Annotated in this window: 23 protein-coding genes and 2 pseudogenes; 19 read left to right on the top strand and 6 right to left on the bottom strand. The window is 34.4% G+C overall.

The window, feature by feature from the left end; all coding sequences use genetic code 11:
• Window positions 1-3: 3 nt before the first annotated feature.
• The 7 genes and pseudogenes from I6L50_RS21180 to I6L50_RS21150 all read left to right on the top strand — a co-directional run bounded on the left by I6L50_RS21180 (window position 4) and on the right by I6L50_RS21150 (window position 8,456).
• Complete coding sequence (locus I6L50_RS21180; protein WP_219302880.1) at window positions 4-741, top strand: signal peptidase II; 738 nt, start codon at window positions 4-6, stop codon at window positions 739-741.
• 350 nt (window positions 742-1,091) lie between these two features.
• Window positions 1,092-1,598, top strand: a complete 507-nt coding sequence (locus I6L50_RS21175) for a DUF3902 family protein (RefSeq protein ID WP_002127948.1) — start codon at window positions 1,092-1,094, stop codon at window positions 1,596-1,598.
• Between the two features lie 452 nt (window positions 1,599-2,050).
• Complete coding sequence (locus I6L50_RS21170) at window positions 2,051-3,217, top strand: serine hydrolase domain-containing protein (protein WP_219302878.1); 1,167 nt, start codon at window positions 2,051-2,053, stop codon at window positions 3,215-3,217.
• Between the two features lie 328 nt (window positions 3,218-3,545).
• Window positions 3,546-3,959: pseudogene (locus I6L50_RS21165) on the top strand (adenosine deaminase); the annotation flags it as partial.
• Window positions 3,960-4,558: 599 nt separating this feature from the next.
• A complete protein-coding gene (locus I6L50_RS21160; protein WP_219302876.1) occupies window positions 4,559-6,367 on the top strand; it encodes a reverse transcriptase/maturase family protein in 1,809 nt (602 codons plus the stop codon).
• 104 nt (window positions 6,368-6,471) lie between these two features.
• Window positions 6,472-7,821, top strand: a pseudogene (locus tag I6L50_RS21155) (adenine deaminase C-terminal domain-containing protein); the annotation flags it as partial.
• Between the two features lie 113 nt (window positions 7,822-7,934).
• Window positions 7,935-8,456: a hypothetical protein gene (locus I6L50_RS21150; RefSeq protein ID WP_219302874.1), complete on the top strand. Its 522-nt coding sequence runs from the start codon at window positions 7,935-7,937 to the stop codon at window positions 8,454-8,456.
• A gap of 124 nt (window positions 8,457-8,580) precedes the next feature.
• Here the strand turns inward: I6L50_RS21150 and I6L50_RS21145 are convergent, their stop codons facing one another.
• Window positions 8,581-9,960 (bottom strand): catalase, encoded by a 1,380-nt coding sequence (locus I6L50_RS21145; RefSeq protein WP_219302872.1) that lies wholly within the window; start codon window positions 9,958-9,960, stop codon window positions 8,581-8,583.
• Between the two features lie 271 nt (window positions 9,961-10,231).
• Here I6L50_RS21145 and I6L50_RS21140 point away from each other — a divergent pair, with 271 nt between their 5' ends.
• Together I6L50_RS21140 and I6L50_RS21135 are read left to right on the top strand one after the other, a co-directional pair.
• Window positions 10,232-11,449 (top strand): aspartate aminotransferase family protein, encoded by a 1,218-nt coding sequence (locus I6L50_RS21140; protein WP_219302870.1) that lies wholly within the window; start codon window positions 10,232-10,234, stop codon window positions 11,447-11,449.
• 303 nt (window positions 11,450-11,752) lie between these two features.
• Window positions 11,753-13,204 (top strand): MFS transporter, encoded by a 1,452-nt coding sequence (locus I6L50_RS21135; protein ID WP_219302868.1) that lies wholly within the window; start codon window positions 11,753-11,755, stop codon window positions 13,202-13,204.
• A gap of 68 nt (window positions 13,205-13,272) precedes the next feature.
• Here the strand turns inward: I6L50_RS21135 and I6L50_RS21130 are convergent, their stop codons facing one another.
• The 3 genes from I6L50_RS21130 to I6L50_RS21120 are packed head-to-tail and all read right to left on the bottom strand — an operon-like array spanning window position 13,273 to window position 16,446.
• Window positions 13,273-14,382, bottom strand: coding sequence for a DUF4018 domain-containing protein (locus tag I6L50_RS21130; RefSeq protein ID WP_219302866.1), 1,110 nt, complete (start codon window positions 14,380-14,382; stop codon window positions 13,273-13,275).
• Complete coding sequence (locus I6L50_RS21125; RefSeq protein ID WP_219302864.1) at window positions 14,357-15,520, bottom strand: DUF58 domain-containing protein; 1,164 nt, start codon at window positions 15,518-15,520, stop codon at window positions 14,357-14,359. The genes I6L50_RS21130 and I6L50_RS21125 overlap by 26 nt, the downstream gene beginning before the upstream one ends.
• The gene (locus I6L50_RS21120; RefSeq protein WP_003190194.1) at window positions 15,517-16,446 is read right to left on the bottom strand and encodes an AAA family ATPase; all 930 of its coding nucleotides are present in this window, start codon (window positions 16,444-16,446) and stop codon (window positions 15,517-15,519) included. Before I6L50_RS21120 ends, I6L50_RS21125 begins: the two co-directional genes overlap by 4 nt.
• Before the next feature lie 204 nt (window positions 16,447-16,650).
• Here I6L50_RS21120 and I6L50_RS21115 point away from each other — a divergent pair, with 204 nt between their 5' ends.
• Window positions 16,651-16,968 (top strand): PadR family transcriptional regulator, encoded by a 318-nt coding sequence (locus tag I6L50_RS21115; protein WP_219302862.1) that lies wholly within the window; start codon window positions 16,651-16,653, stop codon window positions 16,966-16,968.
• A gap of 7 nt (window positions 16,969-16,975) precedes the next feature.
• Complete coding sequence (locus tag I6L50_RS21110; protein WP_219302860.1) at window positions 16,976-17,503, top strand: DUF2812 domain-containing protein; 528 nt, start codon at window positions 16,976-16,978, stop codon at window positions 17,501-17,503.
• A 115-nt stretch (window positions 17,504-17,618) separates the two neighbouring features.
• Here I6L50_RS21110 and I6L50_RS21105 read toward each other — a convergent pair whose 3' ends face one another.
• Complete coding sequence (locus I6L50_RS21105) at window positions 17,619-17,915, bottom strand: hypothetical protein (RefSeq protein ID WP_219302859.1); 297 nt, start codon at window positions 17,913-17,915, stop codon at window positions 17,619-17,621.
• Window positions 17,916-18,106: 191 nt separating this feature from the next.
• On the opposite strand from I6L50_RS21105, the gene I6L50_RS21100 reads away from it, so the two are divergent.
• Complete coding sequence (locus I6L50_RS21100) at window positions 18,107-19,216, top strand: lactonase family protein (RefSeq protein WP_113937592.1); 1,110 nt, start codon at window positions 18,107-18,109, stop codon at window positions 19,214-19,216.
• A gap of 166 nt (window positions 19,217-19,382) precedes the next feature.
• On the opposite strand, the gene I6L50_RS21095 is transcribed toward I6L50_RS21100, so the two are convergent.
• A complete protein-coding gene (locus I6L50_RS21095) occupies window positions 19,383-19,631 on the bottom strand; it encodes a hypothetical protein (protein WP_002013535.1) in 249 nt (82 codons plus the stop codon).
• 282 nt (window positions 19,632-19,913) lie between these two features.
• Between I6L50_RS21095 and I6L50_RS21090 the strand changes: the two genes are divergently transcribed.
• The 7 genes from I6L50_RS21090 to I6L50_RS21060 all read left to right on the top strand — a co-directional run bounded on the left by I6L50_RS21090 (window position 19,914) and on the right by I6L50_RS21060 (window position 25,092).
• Window positions 19,914-20,297 (top strand): VOC family protein, encoded by a 384-nt coding sequence (locus tag I6L50_RS21090; RefSeq protein ID WP_113937591.1) that lies wholly within the window; start codon window positions 19,914-19,916, stop codon window positions 20,295-20,297.
• 15 nt (window positions 20,298-20,312) lie between these two features.
• Complete coding sequence (locus I6L50_RS21085) at window positions 20,313-20,855, top strand: GNAT family N-acetyltransferase (protein ID WP_219302857.1); 543 nt, start codon at window positions 20,313-20,315, stop codon at window positions 20,853-20,855.
• On the top strand, window positions 20,855-21,442 hold the full coding sequence (locus I6L50_RS21080) for a kinase (protein WP_219302855.1): 588 nt from the start codon (window positions 20,855-20,857) through the stop codon (window positions 21,440-21,442). The genes I6L50_RS21085 and I6L50_RS21080 overlap by 1 nt, the downstream gene beginning before the upstream one ends.
• 35 nt (window positions 21,443-21,477) lie before the next feature.
• Window positions 21,478-22,062 (top strand): HAD-IA family hydrolase, encoded by a 585-nt coding sequence (locus tag I6L50_RS21075; RefSeq protein ID WP_088039644.1) that lies wholly within the window; start codon window positions 21,478-21,480, stop codon window positions 22,060-22,062.
• 212 nt (window positions 22,063-22,274) lie between these two features.
• The gene (locus I6L50_RS21070) at window positions 22,275-23,009 is read left to right on the top strand and encodes a response regulator transcription factor (RefSeq protein WP_219302853.1); all 735 of its coding nucleotides are present in this window, start codon (window positions 22,275-22,277) and stop codon (window positions 23,007-23,009) included.
• Window positions 23,009-24,325 carry a GHKL domain-containing protein gene (locus I6L50_RS21065; RefSeq protein WP_219302851.1) on the top strand — a complete coding sequence of 439 codons (1,317 nt, stop codon included), beginning with the start codon at window positions 23,009-23,011 and terminating at the stop codon, window positions 24,323-24,325. The genes I6L50_RS21070 and I6L50_RS21065 overlap by 1 nt, the downstream gene beginning before the upstream one ends.
• An 89-nt stretch (window positions 24,326-24,414) precedes the next feature.
• On the top strand, window positions 24,415-25,092 hold the full coding sequence (locus I6L50_RS21060; RefSeq protein ID WP_219302849.1) for a YhfC family intramembrane metalloprotease: 678 nt from the start codon (window positions 24,415-24,417) through the stop codon (window positions 25,090-25,092).
• Window positions 25,093-25,094 lie beyond the last annotated feature (2 nt).

The raw sequence follows: 25,094 nt of genomic DNA, 5'->3' as shown, positions 1-25,094 counted from the left end.
GTCATGTTGAATAAAAAGCGGCATATGAAGGTGAAGTTGTGGAGTGTAAAAGCTTTAATCATACTTTTCTTTGCGGTTAGTGCGATAACGTTATCACAAGGTGTTGTGCATGTACAGGACATAGTAAAAGAGCGTTTTTTTAGTAAGACGGAGACAATATCGGAAAGAAATTATGATTTTACTAGTTTAGACGAACAGTTTGATGAACCTGAAAGAATTATAGATGAAGAAACAGGAGTTGTAGATACAAGAACAAAAATAGATAGGAAAATTCCACTTTTTGTACGAAAAAATTCATGGACTGATGTGTTTTCTGTTCTTTCAAATTCATGGATTAGTGTCGTTTTTTATGTGATTATTGCAGTGGTCATTCTATATGCTTTTTATAAATTAATGAGGAAAAAGGTAACGAAATCAGAAATAGAACAGGATAAACAATCGATAACAAAAGAAAATACGGATAGAACCGAAAAGAACAAGAAAGTGAAGCATCAGTTTGAACAGCCGTTACCTAAAGACACGATAAGGAAAACATTAGTTGAATGGGAAAGAACTTTACCATTTCACGAACAGCGAAGGCCCTATGAAACGATGCAACAATGGCTGAAAAGAATTTGTAGAACGATAGACATTATTCCAATATACGAGTCTGTCCGATATGGTGAAAAGACGTATACGGAGTTAGATATTGAGAAGATTATGTGGTGGATAGAGCGGGATGGAAAAGGGGGACATGAATAGCAGAATGTGCTATATCAAAATAAAAAAGAGGGCTGAGTTAATCTAAATATAAAAATTATATAAGTAAATAAAATTAGCTGCAAATTAATTTTATTTACTTATATTTAATTGCATGTTAATGTATACTTAATTTTTTAATATCTCTACCAATGGAAAAAGAATATACAAGCTATATGGAACTCTTTGTAGAGTATTGCTTCTTTAATTGTTCATGAGTGTATCTTTGTTTTATTAATATAGAATGAAAAAAGGATACGTTAGAGCTAAACGATTAATGGGTAGCATGTTAATAAAAAATTACATGAGTTTAGTAAAAACTTATAATTTATTTTTAAGGGTGTGAAAATATAATGAAACCGGTATTGAAAAGCATACTTATTTCCTTTGCTTTTTCTGCAGTAGGGATGTGTTGGTTGCTGTTCATGTTATTTAGAGGAGGCGGAGACTGGTTATTGTCTTGGATAGGGGTATTAATGGCATATTTATCTTTATACACTTTAATAGATTTATATTGTAAAAATACATACGAAAAAACATTAAATATAGTGCTTATAAAATCAACAGTTACTACCTTTAGTTTTGGAGTATTAGGAATCATATTTGGTATAATACACGAGCTATTAACACCATGGAGTCTCAGTTTAATGGTTTGGTATTGGCTGCTAACTCTACTTTTATTTTTAACGACCATAATATTATTAGTTATTTTAGTATTTGTAAATCGTAAAGATCAAAATTTCCCCGGGGTATATAGATTACTTATACTTCTAAATTTACTACTTACGCTAGGACCAGTATTGTGGCCACTATTTCTTACTATTATCGGAAATGGTATGAATGCTAGTGCAGGATGGTAAAACTGAATAAAGATTAGTAGTTTAAAGAAGTGAATGAAATAAAAAGTTGATATAGGGTTTTAAGTATGTAAGAGAACGTGTTTTGATAAATTGAAAACACGTTCTTTTTTTATTGTTAATCTTAATATGCACTCCTGAAATTTATAAGATAATTCGATTGGGAAAAAGATATGTTACTGGAACAAACATATATGTACCTTTGAAACGAACACAATTAATGAATCATCTTAAAAATAATAAAGACGAGGTGAAATGAAAATAAGGGCAGTTAAGTGGCTGTCCTTATTTTATATGCCCTTTTTATTTTCATGCATAGCCCTTTCTCAGTTTATCGTATCAAAATTTGAACGTAAGTATTTCGTAAGGAATGGATAAGAAAAAAGAGAGTTTTATCATATAGGATTAAAGTATAACTTGAATTAATCCGATATTAATAGAGGAGAGGGAGCCTTATGAAAAAATGTAATTCAATTAAGTTAGCAAGTTTGGCAGTTTTATTAGCGGGTACTACTCTATTCACACCAGATTTTACTGTGAAAGCAGAGTCTGTTCAAAATTTATCTAGTCCGTCACAATCGCATGATCAAAAGAATCGGAATGGTTGGAAACAAGTAATGCAGGAAACAGTACAGCTTGGAACCCCGGGAATATTAGCGAAGACGTCTAACAATGGAAAGATTAGTAGTTATACTGCTGGCGTCGCGGATTTAAATACAAAGAAAACAATGAAATCGGATTATCGTTTTCGGATTGGGAGTGTGACGAAGACTTTTACCGCTACGACTGTTCTTCAATTAGTAGGAGAAAATCGCGTGCAACTTGACGATCCAATTGAAAAGTGGCTACCCGGTCTCATTCAAGGAAATGGGTATGATGGCAATCAAATTACGATACGTCAACTTTTGAATCATACGAGTGGTATAGCTGAATACTTAAAGTCAAAAGACGCTGACATAATGAATTCGAGAAAAACGTATACAGCAGAAGAAATAGTGAAAATGGGACTTTCTCTACCCCCAGATTTTTCACCAGGTAAGGGATGGCTGTATTCAAACACAGGATACGTAATATTGGGAATGCTTATTGAAAAAATAAGTGGCAATAGTTATGCAGAAGAAATTGAAAAGCGAATTATTGAGCCTTTGGATCTGTCAAATACGTTTTTACCAGGGAATTCACCCGTAATTCCAGGAAAGAATCATGCTCGAGGGTATATGAAAATTGAAGAAACAAGAGACTTGAAAGACATAACGTATTATAATCCGAGTTTAGCTAATTCAGCTGGAGATATGATTTCTAATGCGGACGATTTAAATACGTTCTTTTCATCGTTACTCGGTGGTAAGCTATTGAAGGAACGCGAGCTAAAAGAAATGCTTACTACAGTTCCTATAGAAGGAAAAGGTGTTGGTGATGGATATGGCCTTGGGATCTATGAGACTAAACTTCCAAACGGTGTTTCAGTTTGGGGTCACGGAGGGGCAATTCCTGGATTTACAACTTTTGTTGGCGGAGTAATGGGAGGCAAACATACATTAGCTGCCAATATTAACTCTTTAGGTGCGATGGATGTTTTTACACAGTTTAATAAAATGATGCAAATTGAATTTAAGAAATAGATGAAAAGAAAGCGAATGGAATACTGCTTTAAAGGACAGTATTAGCATTCATGGTATGGCAGCAATCAAGTATATGTAGAACATAAATACGGATACAAGTGTAATTCAATCTTATAGTCTAGTATAAAAAGATGTCAGTTGCATGACATCTTTTTTATTTTGGATCAAAGAGATATATTATGAATTTTGAAAATTGTTATTTTTGTAATTATTCAATATAATAAAGGGTATAGGGGATATACAGGGGAGTTATGAATGGAAAATACTTTAGTTAGTTAATTATTTTTGTTTTAATAAATAAAAGTAAATTGATGTGGAGTGAAATACATTGGGACAAAATCAGTTTAGATGGAGTAACACACAATTACGAGAGCATGTTGAAGTAATAGATGGCACAAGAAGCCCGCACATTTTATTCAAGAATGCAACATATTTAAATTCCTATATGCGCGAGTGGGTGCAAGCAAATATTTGGATCTATGATGACCGCATTATATATGTAGGAGAAAAACTGCCAGAGCAACTACATGAATGTGAAGTGATTGATTGTGATGGAAAGTATGTAGTTCCTAGTTACATTGAACCGCATGCACATCCATATCAATTGTATAATCCAGAAACTTTAGCGAATCATGCGATGCAGTTTGGGACAACAACTTTTATTAATGATAATTTAACTTTATTTTTCACGTTACAACGTGAAGATGCATTTCGTTTATTAGATGAATTTGAAGTGCGCCCATACGGGCATATAAGAAATCTCTGTGGGAAAGAGATAGGAGTCTGCGCTTAACCTATTCGTTACCTTGCTTACCGAAAAAGAGAAATCTGGACGGGACCAGAGCATGTAAGGAAAGCTCTAAGTTGCCCAAATGACCTAGGCACGACTGAAGAGCAAAACGAAACGTTGTAAATAAGGATGAAAGCTAAACTGCTTCAACCATAGTTTAAGAGGGAGTATCGTCGCCCGTGGTGAAAGGGTCATTGATAAGCCACGTTACTTGAGCGTGAGAAAATTTGTCGAATTTCTCATGAAACACACTTAAAAGTGTGGGCAGAACAAAAGTAACTCAACCTGAGCATCAGGAAACAAACGAAGATGGCATCCGATATTACAACGCCCTTGTTCTTATATGTACTAAATGGGGATTACCTAAGTTGGAGTGCCTAGCAAGTAGGCTATTGAGGATGATACCAAGTGTAAAAAGCAAGGTGTGTGGCTCATGAAAATCCAATACGGTAACGGAGCTTTCGTAGTAGTCAGAGCATAGGAAAGCTATGTACAGGGCGAAGGAAAGCAGTCTATTCGACTAATTACAAAGAAGGAAGGAGCGAGAGGCTTTGAGAAATCCTGAAATTGTATTAGGAAATCTAGTAAAACATAGTACAGATAAGAACTATAAATACATGAAAATTTATAGGAATTTGTACAATCCATTATTTTATCTTAACGCCTACCAAAATATTTATGCTAAAGAAGGAAATATGACGATTGGAACAGATAACCAAACAATAGATGGTATGTCCATGAATCGAATACAACGTATTATCGAAAAGATGAAAGATGAATCATATCAGCCGAATCCAGCTCGAAGGGTGTACATTCCAAAAAAGAATGGACAACGAAGGGCATTAGGGATTCCGTCAATAGATGACAAATTGGTACAAGAAGTCCTTAGGAATATTCTGGAATCTATATATGATCCTACTTTTAGCAATCGCTCTCATGGTTTTAGGCCAAATATGAGTTGTCATTCAGCTTTATTGCAAATTAAGGGTTCATTCACAGGATGTAGATGGTTTATTGAAGGGGACATAGAAAAATTCTTCGATAATATCAGTCATCACGTCTTGATAGGAATATTGAGGAAACGAATTCAAGATGAAAAACTCATAGCACTCATATGGAAGTTCTTAAAAGTAGGATACGTGGAAGATTGGAAGTATCACAAAACATATAGTGGTACACCGCAAGGTGGAGTTATAAGTCCAATATTGGCAAACATTTACCTAAATGAACTGGATGAATATATGGAAGAGTTCAAAAAGGATTTTGATATAGGAAAATCTAAAAGAACTAATCCAGAATATAGTCTGATTCAAAAAGAAATTCGTATTCTTAACGAACAAATCCAAAATGAGAAGCAAGAGAAAAAACAAAAAGAGCTGATAAAACAAAGAGCTGAGGCTATTAAAAGTAGAGATAATATGGAAGCAAAACTCCCGGTTGATGAAAAATATAAAAGAATTCAGTATGTAAGATATGCAGATGATTTCCTAATAGGAATAATAGGGAGCAAACAGGATGCAAGAGACATAAAAAAGAATCTCACCGAATTTCTAAGGGATAAATTGAAGCTAACTTTATCCGAGGAAAAAACAAAAATTACTAATACTCGTGAGAAAGTAAGATTTTTAGGATATGACATTAAAATATTAAACGACAATGCGGTGAAAAGAAGAGCAGACGGTCGAAGAACACGCCCATATAAAGGGAAATGTGAATTGTATATGCCCACTCACTCGTTATATCAACGGTTAATGAAAAAAGGCATTATACAGATTTCCCAGCGTACAGGAAAATGGAAACCGATGCATCGATCAGAGCTGTTGGGACTGGATCCGATTGAAATCCTAAGAACTTATAATGGTGAAATTCGAGGCACGTATCAATACTATCAATTGGCAGTAAATGTATGTCATCTAAATAGTTATAAATATTTCTTAGAATATTCGATGTACAAAACTTTAGCTAATAAATATAGGACCACTTTAGCAAAGGCAAAAAAGAAGTTTATGGTAGAAGGCGTTTTTACAATTTTCTATAAAACAAAAAAGGGAATTAAGTCTGAAATACTCTATAATAAAGGGTTTCAAAGACGCAAGACACCGATAAATAATGGGAATGTGAATTATTTTCCAAGTGAGAATCAAAATATGGCATCAACCTCTCTTATTCAACGCCTAATGGCGTATAAATGTGAGTGGTGTAAAAAAGAAACTTCAGATTTAGAAGTGCACCATGTTAGAAAATTAAAAGACCTAAAAGGTAAAAAGTGGTGGGAGAAACAAATGATAGCCCGCCAAAGAAAGACAATGGTGTTATGTAAAAGATGTCATGTTGATTTGCATATGGGCAAACTAGACTGAATAGATGGAGAGCCGTATACCTTGAGAGGGGTACGTACGGTTCGGTGGGGAGTTCTTGGAAACCTATCATAGAAATATGGAAAGGCGCTGGGTTCTTACCTTACAAGATTCCAGCAAGTATGTATTGGTGGTGCCGTTTTGATGGACAAACTGAGCTGCAAAATGGTGAATCTTTATTTAATAGTGAAGAAATAATAGAGTGGCTAAAGCATGAAGCGGTTCTTCAAGGCGGCGAGTTAACAGCATGGCCAAAACTATTAAATGGCGATGATGAGATGTTAAATTGGGTACAGGAAACAAAGCGGTTACAGAAAAAAGTAGAAGGTCATTTTCCCGGTGCGTCTGAATCAACGTTAGCGAAGTTAAAGTTACTAGGTACTGATTGTGATCATGAAGCGATGACAGGACAAGAGGCTTTAACTCGCCTTATGCAAGGGTACACTGTTTCTCTTAGGAATTCTTCAATCCGCCCAGATTTAGAAGTTTTACTGAAAGAATTGTTGGAACTAGGAGTAAAGCAGTTTGATAGATTCATTCTCACTACAGACGGCTCACATCCTTCATTTTATGAAAATGGAATGACAAACGTTATGATTTCTACCGCGATAAAGCAAGGGATTCCGGTAATAGATGCTTACCATATGGCAAGCTATAACATTGCTCGTTATTATAATATGGAACATTTACATGGTTCAATTGCGACAGGTAGAATTGCTAATATTAATATTTTGGAAAGTAAAGAAAATCCGATTCCAATAAGTGTAATTGCAAAGGGTAAGTGGATGAAGCGTGACGGAATAAACAAAAATGCATCATTACATATAGACTGGAGTAAATTCAAAGTAACTCCATTATCATTAGACTGGTCTTTAAAGAAAGAAGATATGATTTTTTCTGAAACAACAGGTATAAAATTATTAAATGATGTTATTTCAAAACCATATGTCACTGAAATCGACTTAAACGGTGAGGAACTTTCTATTGAGCATGATGAATGTTTCCTTATGATGATTGCTCGTGACGGGACGTGGCGAGTGGATACAGTTGTAAAAGGCTTTGCAAATAAATTAGGAGGCCTTGTTAGCTCATATTCCGGTACAGGTGACATCATCCTCATTGGAAAGAGTAAAGAAGATATGCTTACAGCTTTTCATAGGGTAAAAGAGCTTGGCGGGGGAATGGTAATAGCTGAAAAGGATGAAGTATTACACGAAATAGCATTACCGTTGCTCGGGATTATGTCTAATTTAAAAATGAGTGAATTAATACAGGAAGAAAAACAGATGGTGAAATTATTACAAGAGCGTGGCTACGCGTATGACGATCCGGCATTTACGATTTTATTCTTTTCTGCGACGCACTTGCCTTTTATACGAGTAACGCCTATAGGATTATATGATGTGAAAAGTAGTAAGGTACTTGCTTCGCCGATGAAACTGATAAATCAATATTAAAAGCAAAGGTCCTATAAAAAGTCTATTTTATAGGACCTTTCTCATTCTTAGCATAAGAATATCCTAAGCCTCAAATAATATAGTATCTAAATCATTTGAGGTGATACTTAAATATGAAAAAACTATTGTATGTATTAAGTGTATTTATTTTGTGCGTATCTATACAGCATGTGGTACATTCTCAGTCAAATGCACCAAGGTTATCTTCAGATTGTCTGGAAGAAAGTAAAATTCGTGATGAAAAGTATGTGAAAAACATTATGAATGACATTATATCTACATTTGATTTAAAGATTGATGAAAATAGTTTTCGGGAAATTAGTAAAAGAGACCTAGAGGCTGCGCATTTGATGTATGGCGGAAGGGAAAATGATTCTTATTATAATTCGCTAACTAAAGTTTATGATAGTGGTGGATATAGGGGAGAGCCTAGATTATTTGTGAAGGCGCAAGAAGCATTTTTACTTTATAAAGAAATAGACGATACTAATGTAATGAAACGCCTAAACCTTGAAAAAGGGGAATGGATTGTTACCGAAACGAAAAAGAAGCAAGGGAAAATCGTGGAATACAAGCCGTTACAATGTGAAAAAGATTATCTGAAAAAGAGAAATGAATATCATAATATAAAATGATGCAATGAAAATCTTGAAGGGAAAGTTTTCGTAAATAAATGTAAATTAATCGGTAGAAACCACTAGTAAGTTCGCCATAAAAAAACGTCATTTTAATCATTAAAAATGACGTTTTTTTATATTCTTAAAGCCTTTGCATCGCACTCTCAATCCTCTTTGCCAAATCATCTGACACTTCATGGAAATACCCCATAACTGCCTTTCTTATATCTCCGGATATAACTTTCAAATCATTAGCTAAATTTTCAGCGAGATGTTCTTTTTCGATATGTGATAATTTAGCATAAAATTCACCAGGCTGCCCAAAGTCGTCTTTCTTAGTTATAGAAGCTCTTTCAAGTTTTCCTTCAACGTATCTTCCGTCACCGCTAGTTGCTTGATTAGCAGGTGCCCAATTTTGCTGTTGGTTGATCGCTATTTTACGAAATTCAGGTCCAATTCTTCTTCTTTGAGAATCACTATAAATGTTAGCACGCCCTTGCAGCATTTTATCGTCTGATAGTTCTGCACCGTCTAGTAAATTAGAAGGGGAGAAAGCGACCTTTTCTACTTGTTCTTTATAGTTTTCAGGATTTTTATTTAATACCATTTTGCCTACTGGTATAAGAGGATACTCCTTTTCATCCCATACTTTTGTATCATCTAAAGGGTCATAAGAAAGGTGTGTTTCATCTTTAGGATCCATGAGCTGGACATATAAACCATATTCCACTGCTTTACCAGCCTCAATTGCATCATATAAATCTTTCCCGCTATAATCAGGATTTTCGGCGGCCAGTTTATTCGCTTCCTCACTAGTAATGAATTGTACACCTTCAAATGGGTACCAATGATACTTTACATACTTTCGATTACCGTGAGCATTTCTCCAAACATATGTATTTACACTATGTCCTGGGATGTGGCGAAGGCTTTTTACCGTACCGGCATCAGAGAATAGATGGACAACAAAATGAATGGATTCGGGTGCTCTAGCGACAAAGCTCCAAAAGCTATTAGGGTCTATTAAGTTATTTTTAGGTGAAGGTAACAACGCTTGAATTGTTTCAGGGAAACGCATTGGATCACGAACTGAAAAAACAGGAATGTGATTACATAAAAGATCGAAAATGCCTTCATTTGTATAAAATTTTGTAGCAAAACCACGTACATTTCTAGAAGTATCAGGTGTTCCTTTCGTACTAACAGCTAATGAAAATCGAACCATAACAGGAATTTTCTCGTTAGAATTTTGTAAAAAGCTTAGTTTTGTATGTTCAGACATCGGATATATCGTTTGAAAATAACCGAATGCACCAAATCCTTTTGCATGAACAGGCCTTTCTAAAATTTTTTCGTGAATAAATTCTTGTAACGCCTCGTGCAGTACATTATCTTGCTTTAAAATAGGTCCACGTGAACCAACTGTTTGAGAGTGAAGTGTAGCTTGTTCATTACGTTCTCCATTTTCATTAAAGCCTTTCCCTAGTAAAGATTGTCCCTGTTTATCATAGTTTTCATCCATCGATATAGCCTCCAAATATTTTTTCTCCATTGTTACTAAATATGATTTTATAGCCTTGATTATGTATGACACGCAAAGTTCAAAATAGTAACATACCGCTAGATGAAAAAAACGTGTATGTAGTGGACCTGTTGAAATAGAAGAAATTATGGAAAAATGAATATCGGGAAGAAAATTACTATTAAAATTACAATCTTAAAAATGAATTTATATATGACTTTATAGAGAATGAACATAAATAAACACGGAAAATAACTAGGAGGAATTTAAAATGTCGGATTGGTTTCAATTAGATAAAGAATATATGATGCCTACGTATTGTCGTACGAAGGTTGCGATAGAAAGAGGAGAAGGGTGCAAGCTTTATGATGTGGATGGTAAAGAGTATGTAGATTTATTTTCTGGTGTCGGAGTGAACGTATTAGGGTATAATCACCCGAAAATCGTGCAAACGACAATGGAACAAGTTACGAAATCTCTGCATCTCCCATTTCATTTTTTAAACCCAGTTGCGATTGAGTATGCAAAGAAATTAGTTGATTGCTCTTTAAAAAATGGAAAAGTCTTTTTTACAAACTCTGGTACGGAAGCGACAGAAACAACGTTGAAATTAATTGATAAATATAGAGCGAATACGCATGAGGAACGTGAAGGAATCGTAGTGCTGAAGAATAGCTTCCACGGGCGTACGTTAGGGGCACTTCATTTTACGAGACAAGAAAGTGTATATCAAAATTTCCCTAAAACATCGATTCCTGTATATGAAGTAGAGCGCGAGAATATAGAGCAATTAGAAGAAACAATTGTTAAAGAAAATCCAATTGCGATTATGCTAGAGCCTGTATTAGGTAGCGGGGGGATATACCCTTTATCGGGTGAATATTTACATGGTGTTCAAAACTTATGTGATAAATATAATGTCATTCTTATCGTTGATGAAGTTCAAAGTGGTATGGGGAGAACTGGTAAACTATTTGCTTATCAAAATTCCAATATTACACCGGATATTATTCAAATTGGTAAGGGAGCAGGAGGCGGGATACCGCTTGGCGGAATTATTGTAGGTGAAAAGTTATGTGATGTATTTGCACCAGGAGATCACGGCACAACGTTTGCTCATTCTTCAATGGGAACGGCTTTAGGGTTAACGGTTTTAAATACATTGATTGACGATGGTTTAATGCAAGAAGCGTATGAAATGTCACACTATCTAAATGATAAATTGCAAGAAATTCAGAAAGAAAATTCTTATTATATTCAGGAAGTACGTCATGCTGGGATGATGTTTGGAATTAGTTTGAATGATACAAATGAAAACGTAAAGAAACTACAGTTAGAATTAATGGAGAAAGGGATCTTAGTCGATGTTACACAAGGTAACATCATCCGTTTACTTCCTCCATATATAATTACTAAAGAAGAAATTGATGCATTTATTTATGAGTGTATCTCCTGTATTCATAGCTTATCAGCTATAGCGAGTGTTTAAAAAACTTTATAAAAAAGCACCTTATTTTTAATTCAAATAGGAAGAAAATAGGGGTGAAAAAAATAAATTTACGTATTAAAATAAAAAGCTGAAAAAGGTACTCGTATAGCGCCTTCTTCAGCTTTTTAAAATAGTAAATTACTTAACCTAGAAAGCATCTAATTGGACAAATAATTAATTATGTGAAACAATAATAACAGATAAGGAGACGTTGCTTTTCCTTAAGTGCTTCGTATTGAATTTATTCTAGTAAGAGAAGGTGTGCTTAAAGAAGTTAAATTAAATAAGGAGCTGTTTTACTATATGCAACAAAATAATGATTTAAATTTTGAACCTCAAGACGTTAATATTGTCAATTCTAAACAAGCGAAAAAAGCAGTTATTGCTACTGGCATTGGGAATGCAATGGAGTGGTTTGACTTTGGATTATACGCGTATTTAGCGGTAATATTAAGTCAATTATTCTTCTCAGGTGTGGATAATAGTGGTTTGCAACTTGTACTTACATTTGGTACATTTGCAGCGGCCTTTCTCGTTCGACCAATCGGAGGTATTTTCTTTGGTAGAATAGGAGATAAGTATGGCCGAAAGATTGTTTTAAGTACAACTATTATTTTAATGGCACTTTCTACATTATTCATCGCATTACTACCAACCTATGAACAAATTGGTGTATGGGCACCAATACTACTTTTAATTGCTCGAATGATTCAAGGCTTCTCTACAGGCGGCGAATATTCAGGTGCAATGGTTTATATCGCAGAATCTTCTCCAGATAAAAAGCGTGGTATACTCGGTAGTGGTCTTGAAATTGGAACACTCTCAGGTTACATTGCTGCCTCGGTAATTGTTACCATTTTAACGTTATTATTAACAGATGAGCAAATGTTCAGCTGGGGATGGCGTATTCCTTTCTTAATTGCTGCACCAATTGGTTTGGTCGGTTTATATTTACGACGTCATTTAGATGAATCTCCAATCTTTCAAGAGATGGAAAAAGCACAAGAGGAATCTGAAGACAACGAACAATTTTCATTTATGGATATATTAAAATATCACAAAAAAGACTTCTTATTAAGCACAGTAATTGTTGCCTTCTTTAACATTACAAACTATATGATCCTTTCGTATATTCCTTCTTATTTAACACAAGTACTAAAAGTCAAAGAAACAACGGGCTTATTAATTATTTCAATTACGATGGCACTTATGATTCCACTGGCACTTTATTTCGGTAAACTAAGTGATAAAGTAGGTAATAAACGCGTAGTACAAATTGGCTTACTTGGTTTAGCATTATGTTCAATTCCAGCATTTTTATTAATTGGTAACGGACATATTGTAGCCATGTTTGCGGGTATTTTCATTTTAGGTTTCTTCCTTAGTGTATATGAAGGAACATTGCCTTCGTTATTACCAGCGCTCTTTTTCACCGATGTACGTTATCGTGCGCTTTCTATCTCCTTTAATATTTCTGTATCTATATTCGGTGGTACAACGCCGCTTGTATGTTCATACTTAGTTCATGCTACTGGTAATCCACTGGCACCAGCATTTTATTTAACTGGTGTAAGTGTAATTGGATTAATTGTGTTTAGTGTACTGTTTGTCACAACATCAGGACGTGCACTAAAAGGTTCTTATCCTACTGTAGAATCGAAAAAAGAAGCACATCAAATTGCTAAAGAGGATCCTGAAGAAACACTTTGGTGGCATGAAGAATCTTTAGAAATTGAAGCAGGAAAAAAAGCATAATTTGTGAAAAGCAACGTGGACTTTTACACAAAAAGACTCCTAGTTTAATAGGAGTCTTTTTGTATACATCATTTTCTCTTCTTCTTCAAACTCTTCTGATAAGCATAAAGCTTATGAACCTCTTCCTTAAATTTATGCAGAAGTATAGTGTTTTCACCATTTGAATAACGCACTGCATTATACGCGTCTATAATAATATGACTCTGAATATTTACCTCTTCTTCATCATTAATTCTCTCTAGCCAAGCTTCAACAGTTTCTCCTCGTTCACGATTTAAAGGAGGGGATAGTTTACTCTCGAGTTTGAAAATTTCTTTTCGAATTTCGTTATGTGGTGGTTTATTTCGTTTGAACCGTTTTTGGCTAATGCCTTCTTTATCAGTAATGATTGTAGATTCAAAGACAGGCATATTTGGTAAACTCAAATGTTTTCGTTTTTTTACTATTTTCCAAACGACGTAAATAGCGATGGCTGTACAGACTATTATTGTAATGCTATTTATGAGAGTTGGATCAAAAGGACGATGCCCCAGGTCCTCTTTAATTTGAGGATCTTTTAAATTTCCTTTATTCGACCAAAAGTCGTCTGTATCTTTTAATGCAGCTGCCGAGAACAATGGATTTAAAGCATAACCAAATCCTAAGGCAACTACTTGTATGATATAAGAAAAAAGAAGCCGAATATAAGGAAATACCGGAATAAGTAAAGCGCTAATTATTCCAATCGTAATAATAGAAGTGAAACGTAATAGCTGTTGATTACGATTGGAACCTGTTAACCAAAAGGTAATCATAATGTGTAAAGTTAATAGTAACAATTTCCACAATGGTGGAAAGGGGGCATAAAATATAGCTGAAACGACAAACCATACAATACCGCCTAACGATTTTTGTACTGGATATCCCGGTCCAACAGAGTGTACGATAAAGAAAAACAGTGGTAATAATATTGTGCCTAAAATAGTGAAAGGTAGAAATAAAGAACAGCCGATTATTTGAATAACTAACAGTAGTACAAAACCTGTCGTTTTTTTCTTCATAAATTTATGAATAAGAAATACTCCTACATAACCGGTCACTAAAAATATAGCAATACCAATGAGTTCATCTCTTTCCGTTAATAATGAAAGAAGGAGGAGCAGAATAAAGTCATTAACGTGATAGAGCCAAGTTTTCAAGCTTTTCCACCATCCCTTCATTATTAATGAGGAACGTAGGCTGAGATAGAAGAGGGAGCTCCTTTTTCTGCAAACCAATGTATATCATTGTAGATGAGCGTTCCCTTTTTCTCGTTACATAGTGAAGAAATCCTTGTTTCGGAAGTAGCGTACTATCATCTGAAATACGTGCTAATTCTTCTAACGCTTTGGCGTAATGTGTTTGTCCTTCGTTTAATGGTAAAAGCAAAGGGCCGCCTTCTGCTAAAACGCTAATAAATAACTCAAACGGAATTTGATGCTTCGTTGCGTATTGGCAAATGTATGTTGTAAATGAAATAAGGTCTTCTACATTCTCTTTCCAACCAAACCCACGATCAGCAGCTAAAGAAAGACAAATTGTCCAACTATAATTTTTTACAGGTTCATATTGTTTCGCTTGTAACGCCTGCATTTTAGCAGATGCTTTCCAATGAATAGAGCGGAAAGATTCACGTTCATATCGTTTAACACCGATAATGGATGTTTCATCATTGTAAAAAGAGAAATTCGTTCGATACGAACCTGTTAATAGTTGCTGAAGTTCTTGTAAACCGGCTACCTCTTTAGGAGAAGGGTACACAATAATTTCAGCCTTTAACTTATCGAAAACAGGTAAATGTACAGTTAAAAGATGAAAAGGATCTTTTAAAACACATTCGAACTGTTCAATTTGAAACACACCACGCTTCGTTGCGGTTAATGTTAAATCCCATTTTTGCGCTGAATGAGCAGGTTGTGAAAATGGGAAAGAAAATAACGTTTTTGATATTTGTTCAATCCCTTGATCTTTATGCGGTATAAGAGATGAATTTAAATGAAAATAACAAACGCCGTTAACGAGTGGTATATTTGCACCATTTTTTAAATGAATAAAAAACTGTCCAGATTCATCAGGGAAAAGCCGAGTTGTTTGTTTTTCATTTATAACTTGAAATCGTTTCTCTATGTAAGCGACATATTTATAAATGAAAATCGCAAATAAATAGTAGAAGAAAAAGAGAAACATAATAATTCGTTGCGGCAGAAAAAACGTAAATAGTATAGCGCCTGGCACAGTTAATTGAATAATATGGAGTTGGAAAAATAAAGGTACAGTTACAACGCGCTGTCCATTCATGCTTGTTCAATCTCCACAGGTACGTCAACTTCTTTTAAAATCCTTTGCGTGATTTCATTTTTTGTCGTGCGTAAGGCACCTTCCATCGATAAGACGATACGGTGATTCCAAACGGAAGGAACTAAAAATTGTATATCTTCAGGTGTGCAGTATTCTCTGCCGCGTAAAAAGGCTAGTGCTTGAACCGCACGTACTAAAGCTAATGTAGCACGCGGGCTTACACCGTTAGCAATGTAATCATGATTTCTTGTAGCGTGAGCAAGCTTAATAATGTAATGTTCTAACGGTTCTGATACGAAAATTTCTTTCACTTGTTTCTGTGCTTCTAAAATGTCTTCTAAAGAAATGACAGATGTGACGCTTTCTAACGGTGCATTGTTACGAAAACGGCGCATCATTTTTAATTCATCTTCAGGAGACGGATAACCAATTGAAATCGTCATTAAAAAGCGATCAAGTTGTGCATCTGGAAGAGGGAAAGTTCCTTGTGATTCAATCGGGTTTTGCGTCGCAATAACAAAGAATGGTTTCGGAAGAGGAGTAGACTGCTTTTCAAGCGTTACTTGTCGTTCTTCCATCGCTTCTAACAAACTAGATTGTGTTCTCGGCATCGCGCGGTTAATTTCATCTGCGAGTAGTATATTTGTCATAACTGGTCCAAGTCTTAATTCGAATTCACTAGTTTTTGGATTGAAATATTCAATACCTGTTACATCACTCGGAAGTACATCAGGGGTAAATTGAACGCGAGAAAAATTACCACCAATGCTTTTAGAAATTGTTTTTGCTAGTAATGTTTTTCCAGTACCAGGTACGTCTTCAAGCAGTACATGTCCATCAGCAAGCAGTGAAACGAGGAGTAAATCAATTACATTTTCCTTACCGACAAAAACAGATCCTATGTTTTCTTTCAATTTAGTTATCATATGTATCATTCCTTTCAAAATAAAAGCGGATATTTCTATATTTTAACAAATTATTCAGAAAATTGATATGATTTTTTAATTTGAAGAAATGGATATTTAATTTTAAAATTCCACTTGCATATTTTGGAATATGATTATACAATATCGGTATAAGATATATCGAAAGTCGATATATCACGAAGCGATGTATCGGAGGTAGTTATAATGAATGGGAAAGCGCAAAAATACATTCCATTAACTGAGGCGACATATTACATATTGTTGTCACTTGTAAAGCCAATGCATGGTTATGGAATTATGCAAATGGTAGAAGAGATGACAAATGGGGAAGTAAAGCTCGGTCCTGGTACTTTATACGGGAATACGACGAAGTTACTAAAAGAAAAGTTAATTGTTGAAGTTGCCTCTACAGACAGAAAGAAGTGCTATGAGTTAACACCGTTTGGGAGAGAAGTGTTAGAGCTAGAGTATAACAGACTGCAGAGATCTGTAGGGAATGGAAGCAGTATATTAGGGGAGTGAATGGAAGATGGAGACAAAAAGGGTATTTAAATTTTACGCAGGATGGAGTTTAGAAAAAGAGGAAGCCTTTTTAAGAAAAATGCATCAACAAGGCTGGGCGCTAAAAAAGTATAATGTAATGTATACGTTTAAGAAAACTGAGCCGAAAGATGTAATTTATAAAGCAGATTTTAGATTGGTTTATAGAGATTCAAAAGAAAAACAACAAGAGTATTTCGAAATATACGAAATGTCTGGTTGGAAACGCGTAACGAGTTTTACAGGATGGAATTATTTTTGTAAGGAAGTAGAAGAGGTAAATGAATTGCCTGATATATATTCAGACAAGGAAACGAAGATACAAAAGCTTACTGAGTTGTTACAGTTCATTGCAATTATGTTTGCAATGTTAATTCCAGCGCTGTACTTATGTTTTTTTGGAGTATCAGAATCTGGATTATATAAAGGTATGATAGGATTTTTTGTTTTTATATATTTATATATATTTATTAATTTATTTTGGAAAATTAAAAAGTTAAAAAAGGAAATATTGTAACAAATCGTGAAATTTTTAAGAAGATGATTTCGTATTGATTTATGGGAATCATCTTCTTTTGTTATATAAAAAATTCTTTTTGTTCATTCTTTTTTATATAATAAAAACTATGTAATTAAGGCATAGAGCTAACGATAATAAAGATAACACCTGTAACAACACCTAACAAAATCATAAATGATGAGGAAGCTATTAATAATAATGAGCTACCGATTAATATTTTTTTATTAGATTTTTGGTTTTTAAAATGATAATAAAGTAAAAAGCCACAAATAGTTGATCCTATCCATATAAATAGTCCATAGGGAGTCGTTATTTTCTTCCAGTCGAAGATCCAAAAGTAGAGTATGATCATGTGGCAAACTAATAGTAGTAATGCGGATGGAAGCATTAATCTGTTATTAAATATCATTTATTTCACCTCTCTTATGTAAATATTACTAAAAGAGTGTGGAGTTGAAAATATAATATGGAAGTGAATAAGGTTTTCACTTAAAGAAACTACGAGATGAGTAAGAGATATCCCTAAAACAATTTCCATTTTAATGGGAATTTAAATGGAAAAAGAACCATATAAAATTATGAAGGGAGGAGAGTCATAAAATGCAGAGAATGAACAATTATTTTCGTGCTCGTGCGAGTATGGTATACATGATGACTAATAATGAAGTAATGAATCACATTGTTGCTTTTCATATGGATACGAATGGAATGCTCACCTTTGTGGGTTCTTACCGAACTTACGGAAGAGGTACTGGTATAAAGGAAGTTTCTACAGAAACGGCAAACGATGGTATAGATCCTCTAGCATCACAAGGTTCTCTGACTTTGTCCCGTGATGGTCGTTTCCTATTTGCAGTTAACGCAGGCAGCCATAGTATCAGTAGTTTTATCATAGCAGATAACGGGGTGCCGACTTTCGTGGATGTAAAGTCATCAGGAGGTGCTCAGCCCAATAGCATTGGTGTGTATGGTAATCTTCTCTATGTCTCCAATGTAGGTAATGCTGCAAACAATTTTGCATCAAATATTACTGGATTTCACATAGATGATAAGGGAAACCTTACACTTATTCCAGGATCCACTCATGCTCTCAGTACCTTTAATGCTCAGCCCGCACAAGTTCTCTTCACCCCGGATGGTAGTAAAATTGTTGTCTCCGAGCTTACATCAAACCATCTCAGTGTCTTCCATGTAAATAAAGATGGTACGGTTACAGGACCAATTGTTAATGATTCTTACGGTAAAGGCCCATTGGGTGCTTACTTTCTATCGTCCGGAATTCTCTTAGTTACAGAAGCAGTTTCAAATGCGTTGTCATCTTATTCATTGAGCAATGACGGTACTCTTCATGTAATCAGCGGCTCTGTACAAAACGGATATAAAACTGCCTGTTGGGTTATAACAACGAAGGATGAACGTTTTGCCTACACTACGAACACTTTAAGTGGCACCATCTCCACCTACCAAATCGCCCCCAATGGAGTAGTGTCAGTAGTAAGGCATATTACTAGTACACCGCCGGGGACGGCACCGGGTCTTCCGATGGATGTTGGAGTGAGTAAAGATGGACGACATTTTTACACCCTTAATGGAAATCAGGGTACAGTGTCAGTATTTAATATTCAAAGTGATGGTAGTCTAGTAAGGTTGCAGGTTGTTGCTTCATCAAATTTTCCTTACTTTGGGTCGCAAGGCTTAGCTGTTCTTTGATTCTATTGGGCCGCTATATTTGTGTGGAAAAGAAAAATATATGACGGTGTATGAATAGTAGACATGTAGATGAATTAGGAACCTTTGATTAAACAGCAATTGTCCACCTTGCTTATGTAAAATGGAAAAACCCCCTATAAAAAATTGATAGGGGGTAGGGAAATGTTTAAGAGAAAGACTGATTTTGAGCCGGTTTAATAAATTGCTCTGGGTTTTCAACAAGCCCGCATACAGCACATTGGACGCGGTAAGTAGGTCCTTGATAAGCCATATGAAAAGCGTTCATCGTTTCATTCGTGTATTCTTCTTCTACATGACCAGTTTGTGGATTTAATTTTACTGGTTTTACTTGTTGCTCAAGAATATTAAAGCGCGTTCGGTTCGTTTTACAGCTTGGACATAGCATTGGTTCCATATGTATACACCTCCATTTGTAGCATTTCTTAAGCGGTATGATTTTATGCAAGTAAAAAAACTTTCTCAATATAAATAGGTGTTTATTATATTTAAAATTCAGAAAAAATAAAATATAATAAATGTAAGAACTGGTTATGTCCAAACCAAATCTCCTGTTTTATGCCAATAAGCTGGGGGGCCGAGAAATCGGCCTCATTTTTTTGTGCTCATCTCAATAAGGTACAAGGTTTTTAAAAACATTTGTCGAATTTTTAGAGGTGAAGGTTAAGGGGGAATAATTATGAACTTAAAAATGAAATACATTATTTTATATGTAGAAAAGTTTGAGCAATGTCTTCAGTTTTATAAAGAAATTTTAAGATTGCCAATAAGAGCAGAGCACGGTACATATATTGAATTTGAAACAGGAGCAACAGTTTTAGCGATGAATACACGAGAGGATGTTAAGGAGTTAACGGGACTACCTCTTACAGAAGGTGTACTACAATCTTCTCATTTTGAGTTAGGGTTTGTTGTAGAAGATGTAAAGGGAACGATTGAGAAATTAAAAGAACAAGGGGTTAAAGTTCTAGTTGAGCCAATCGTAAAACCGTGGGGACAAACAATTGCTTACATTGCCGATCCAGACGGTAATTATATTGAAATTTGTAGTTCATTAGAATAGAAGGAGAAAAAGAGGATGGGGTTTCCAAAATTAGAGACAGAACGTTTACTATTAAGAGAACTTACACTGTTAGATGCAGAAACGATGTTCCATTATTTTTCAAAAGAATCCGTTATTCGTTATTTTGGGATGGATGCTTTCGAAAATATTGAGCAAGCGAAAACGACAATTCAAACGTTTAGAAAGCGTAATGAAGAGGGAAGCGTATTTCGCTGGGGAATAGAGAAGAAAGGAACGGATCAATTAATTGGTACGTGTGGGTTTCATTTAATTAACAATCATCATAAACGAGCTGAAATTGGTTATGAGCTAGATGATACACATTGGGGGCAAGGATACGCAACCGAAGCACTGCAAGCAATGTTAGCTTACGGATTTGAAACGTTGCAATTTATAAGAATTGCAGCTGTTGTATATATAGAAAATGAAGCTTCCCGTAATTTATTAACAAAAGTCGGATTTCAAGAAGAAGGATTACTTCGAAAATATATGATTCAAAATGATGTTGCTCATGACACGGTCGTTTATTCATTATTAAAAGAAGATTGGAGTAAGTAATGAGCACAAATGAAATAATGAAGGTTATTAAGGAACATAAAGATAAGCGATTTATAATAGGTATAGACGGACTAAGTCGTTCGGGTAAAACAACATTGGTTAAAAAATTAGAAGAAAATATGAAACGAAGTGGAATCTCGTTTCATATTTTTCATATTGACGATCATATTACCGAGCGTAACAAGCGATATAATACAGGATTTGAAGAGTGGTATGAGTACTACAACCTTCAATGGGATATTGATTGGTTGCTGCGAAACCTTTTTCAAAAGTTACAAAGCGACATTGAATTAGAATTACCTTTTTATCATGATGAAACAGATTCATGTGAAATGAAAGAAATACAGCTTCCTTTAGTAGGTGTAATAATTATAGAAGGAGTTTTTCTTCAGCGAAAAGAATGGAGAGATTTCTTTCATTATATGGTGTATTTGGATTGTTCAAGAGAGACAAGGTTTCTACGTGAAAGTCCAGAAACGCAGAAGAATCTTTCAAAATTTCAAAGTAGGTATTGGAAAGCTGAGGAGTATTATTGGGAAGCGGAATCGCCGAGGGATAGGGCGGATTTAGTAATACAAAATATATAAAAATGTAAGTAAGTACAAAATAGAAGGTGTATAAAATGAATATATTATGGGATTTTGATGGGACGTTATTTAATACGTATCCAGCATATACAATGATGCTTTCTGAAATATTAGGTGATGCAGTAGATAAACAAGAAATATACAAAAACTTAAAAATATCATATTCCCACGCAATTCAGTATTACAACATTTCAAGTGCGCAGGAAGAAAAGATTAAGGTTTTGAAGAAAAAGTTTACTCCAAAAGATATGAAACCATTTGAAGATGTCGAAGAGATTTTGAAATTTGCACATAAAAACGTGATTATGACACATAAACATAGGGCAGGAGTTATGGAAATCTTAAAATATTACGGCTGGGACAAATACTTCGTCGATATGGTTACAATTGACGATGGTTTCCCTCGAAAACCAAACTCTTTAGCTTATGATCATTTACATAAAATGCACAATATTGATTTAGCAATTGGAGATAGAGAGTTAGATTTATTACCTGCAAAGGAATTAGGCATTTCCACGTGTATGTTTCAGGGGAAGTGTGATGTAGCGGATTATTCTTTATCGCATTACTCTGAGTTTTTTAAGGTAGTTATTGATAGAGATAAGGAGCTTTCTTTATAAATAGTTTGAATAACCCTCTACTGTTTTCTCGAAAAGTAGAGGTTATTTTCTATGTTTTATAAAAAGCTAAAGCGGATTAATTCTTTCAATTATATAGAAGGAGATTGTTATAACAATTTGAATTATATAGCCATAGATGAATTTGTAGATGGGAGATTGTGTTTTTGCTATTTTTTATGTAAGTAAAAGATTTCTATAAAGCGAGTGATAATATGAGTATTTTCATTTTAGAAGATGATGTCATACAAGCGCAGCAAATGAAGCGGTTAGTTGAAGAGATTTGTGAGAAATATATGTTGCCGTACGATTTTATCGAAGTAACTAGTAAAAGTGAAACTATTATTAAAAACATTCCAAGGGCGACTCATGTACCGATATATTTTTTAGATATTGAGATTAAAAGAGAAGAACGTAAAGGGTTGCAAGTAGCACAAGAGATTCGTAAATATGATACACAAGGGATTATTGTGTTTGTAACAACGCATTCTGAATTCGCACCAATCTCGTATCAATATATGGTATCAGCGCTAACATTTATTGATAAAGGTTTACCTTATGAAGAACGCTATCAAGTTTTTGAACAATGTTTGCTTCAATATGAGGCACGTAATAAGGCTGCTATAACTACGGATGATTTTATTGTTGAAAATAGTAATGCTACTGTGCGAGTGCCATTTCATGCAGTCGAATATATTATGACCGATGAACCACATCGTTTAGCTTTAGTGATGTTAGATCGTATCGTTTATTTTTATGGAACATTAAAAGAGATTGAAATAGTAGATGAACGGTTATTTCGTTGTCATCAATCATATGTCGTGAATACGAAGCAAATGTCTTCTTACGATGCGAAGCAAAAAATGTTAGTTTTAAAAAGTGGGAAACGTATTCCAGTATCACGGCGTTTAGTGAGTAAAGTACGTAACATGTTAAAGGGTGAGATGTAATGTATATTTATGATTTATTTGCAATACTGCTTACTAGTATGAGCCATACGTTTTTATACATTCAATTAATTCGGTACAATAGATTGTCAGTTAGAATGTTAATAACTTTAAGTGCGGTATTCATTATTTTACTCGCGATTGTTGTAACAGTAACGAGATATCCAGAGTTGAATAGTACCATTGTGTTATTTCTAATAAGTTTAGGATTAATGCAAAATGAATTGAAATTTAAGCATAATTTATATTTTGCACTAGTGAGTATGGTGATTATAACGTTAGTGAAAATGTTGCTTTTCGATTTAGGAATGAAAATCTTTATGTTAACGCCATTCAATTTATATTTATGGACAGGTAGCATTATTCACCTTATCGTATCAACCCTTACTTTTATAGGTATTGTATTAGCTCGTAAACGAATTCAAAGCATTGCTCAGTACATAGTAGGAAGTCCACTATATTATATTACTTATATTTTGTTAATTGTCGGGTTTATTATTGAACTAATTTTGACTAGACCATCCACTGATTTTTTAGCAAAGTTAAATCAACAATATGGTGAATTAAGTTACATATCAGCAATTGTATTGTTTTTTATATTACTACTTATTGTATTACTAAGTTCACATTTGGCGAAAGAGAAGTTAGTGGAGGAGCATGAAAAACGTTTAGATAAAGAATTGCTCGATTATGTTGAGAAATTAGAATCGATGCATGATGAATTGGCTAGTTTCCGCCACGATTATATTAATGTGTTACTTGCGTTAGAGGCGGGAATATGTACAAAAAATGTGAATGAAATCGCGCAAGTGTATTATGGCGTTATTACTCCAACTTTAAAATTAATAAACGATTATGAGCTCGATATTGCGAAATTATCTCGTATAAATATACCTGAAGTGAGAAGTGTATTGAGAGCGAAAGTTGGTACTGCCCAGCAACAACAAATAAAAGTAATGCTTGATATACCGGAGAAAATTGAAATTGTTTCGATGACGATCATTTCATTTATTCGCATCATTTCAGTTTTAGTAGACAATGCAATTGAAGAGGCAGTACATAGTAAGGAAAAGATATTGCAAATCGCATTCTTTGAAATGGATTCACGACAATATTTTATTGTACGTAATAGTTCAAAGGATGAAGTGATTGATTTGCAAAAAATTTATGAGAAAAACCATTCAAGTAAAGAAGGGGCTAGAGGATACGGGTTATTCTCATTAAAACGTATTATGAATAAAACAAATAATGCGACGTTAGAAACAACGTATGTAAGTCCTTATTTTACTCAAACATTCATATTAAAAGAGATGAAATGACCATCTATGATGAAAATGAAACCGAATAGGAAAGAACTACATACTTTCTTCACTCGTTTTTATACACTTCAAGTAAGAGGTGAAACGAGATGAATGGTCTTATTTTTACAGCGTGTATAAGTATAGGATTACCGCTTGTTGCACTTTTATATGCTTTTTGGAAGAAACGTTATATCCCGTATATGCTAGGCGTATTGGCATTTGTTGTATCACAAATTTTAATCCGTATACCAATACTGAATTATTTAAATGGAAATAGCACAGCTTTTTCAATGTTTAGTGTCATGCAGCCTATATTATTTGTGATTATGCTTAGTTTGTCAGCTGGTATTTTTGAAGAGATAGCTCGTTTTATTGCAATGCGTTATTTTATGAAACAACGAGATTGGCAGTCTGGATTTTTATTCGGAGTAGGGCATGGTGGTATTGAGGCGGTGTTGATAGTTGGTATCCCGGTAATATCTCTATTATTGTCACAAACAGTCATTCAAAATGGTGACAGTTACTATTTCGGCGGTATTGAGCGCATCTTCGCGATGATATTGCATATTGGACTTTCCTTCATTGTATTACAAGCTGTCGTCCAAAAGAAATTCCGTTATGTTGTATATGCAATTCTCATCCATGGGACCGCAAATGCATTAGCTGGCATTATATCTCTATATGTACCAGGGAAAAACGGGATCATTATGTCAGAAGTTTCAATAGCAATTTGTGCTTTACTCGTTTTTAGTTATAGTTTTATTTTAAAAAGAAAGGGTGTATGAAA

The sequence above is a fragment of the Bacillus sp. FDAARGOS_1420 genome (genome assembly GCF_019344915.1).
GTDB classification, from domain to species: domain Bacteria; phylum Bacillota; class Bacilli; order Bacillales; family Bacillaceae_G; genus Bacillus_A; species Bacillus_A mycoides.
This window is presented reverse-complemented; position numbering and strand designations above follow the sequence as displayed.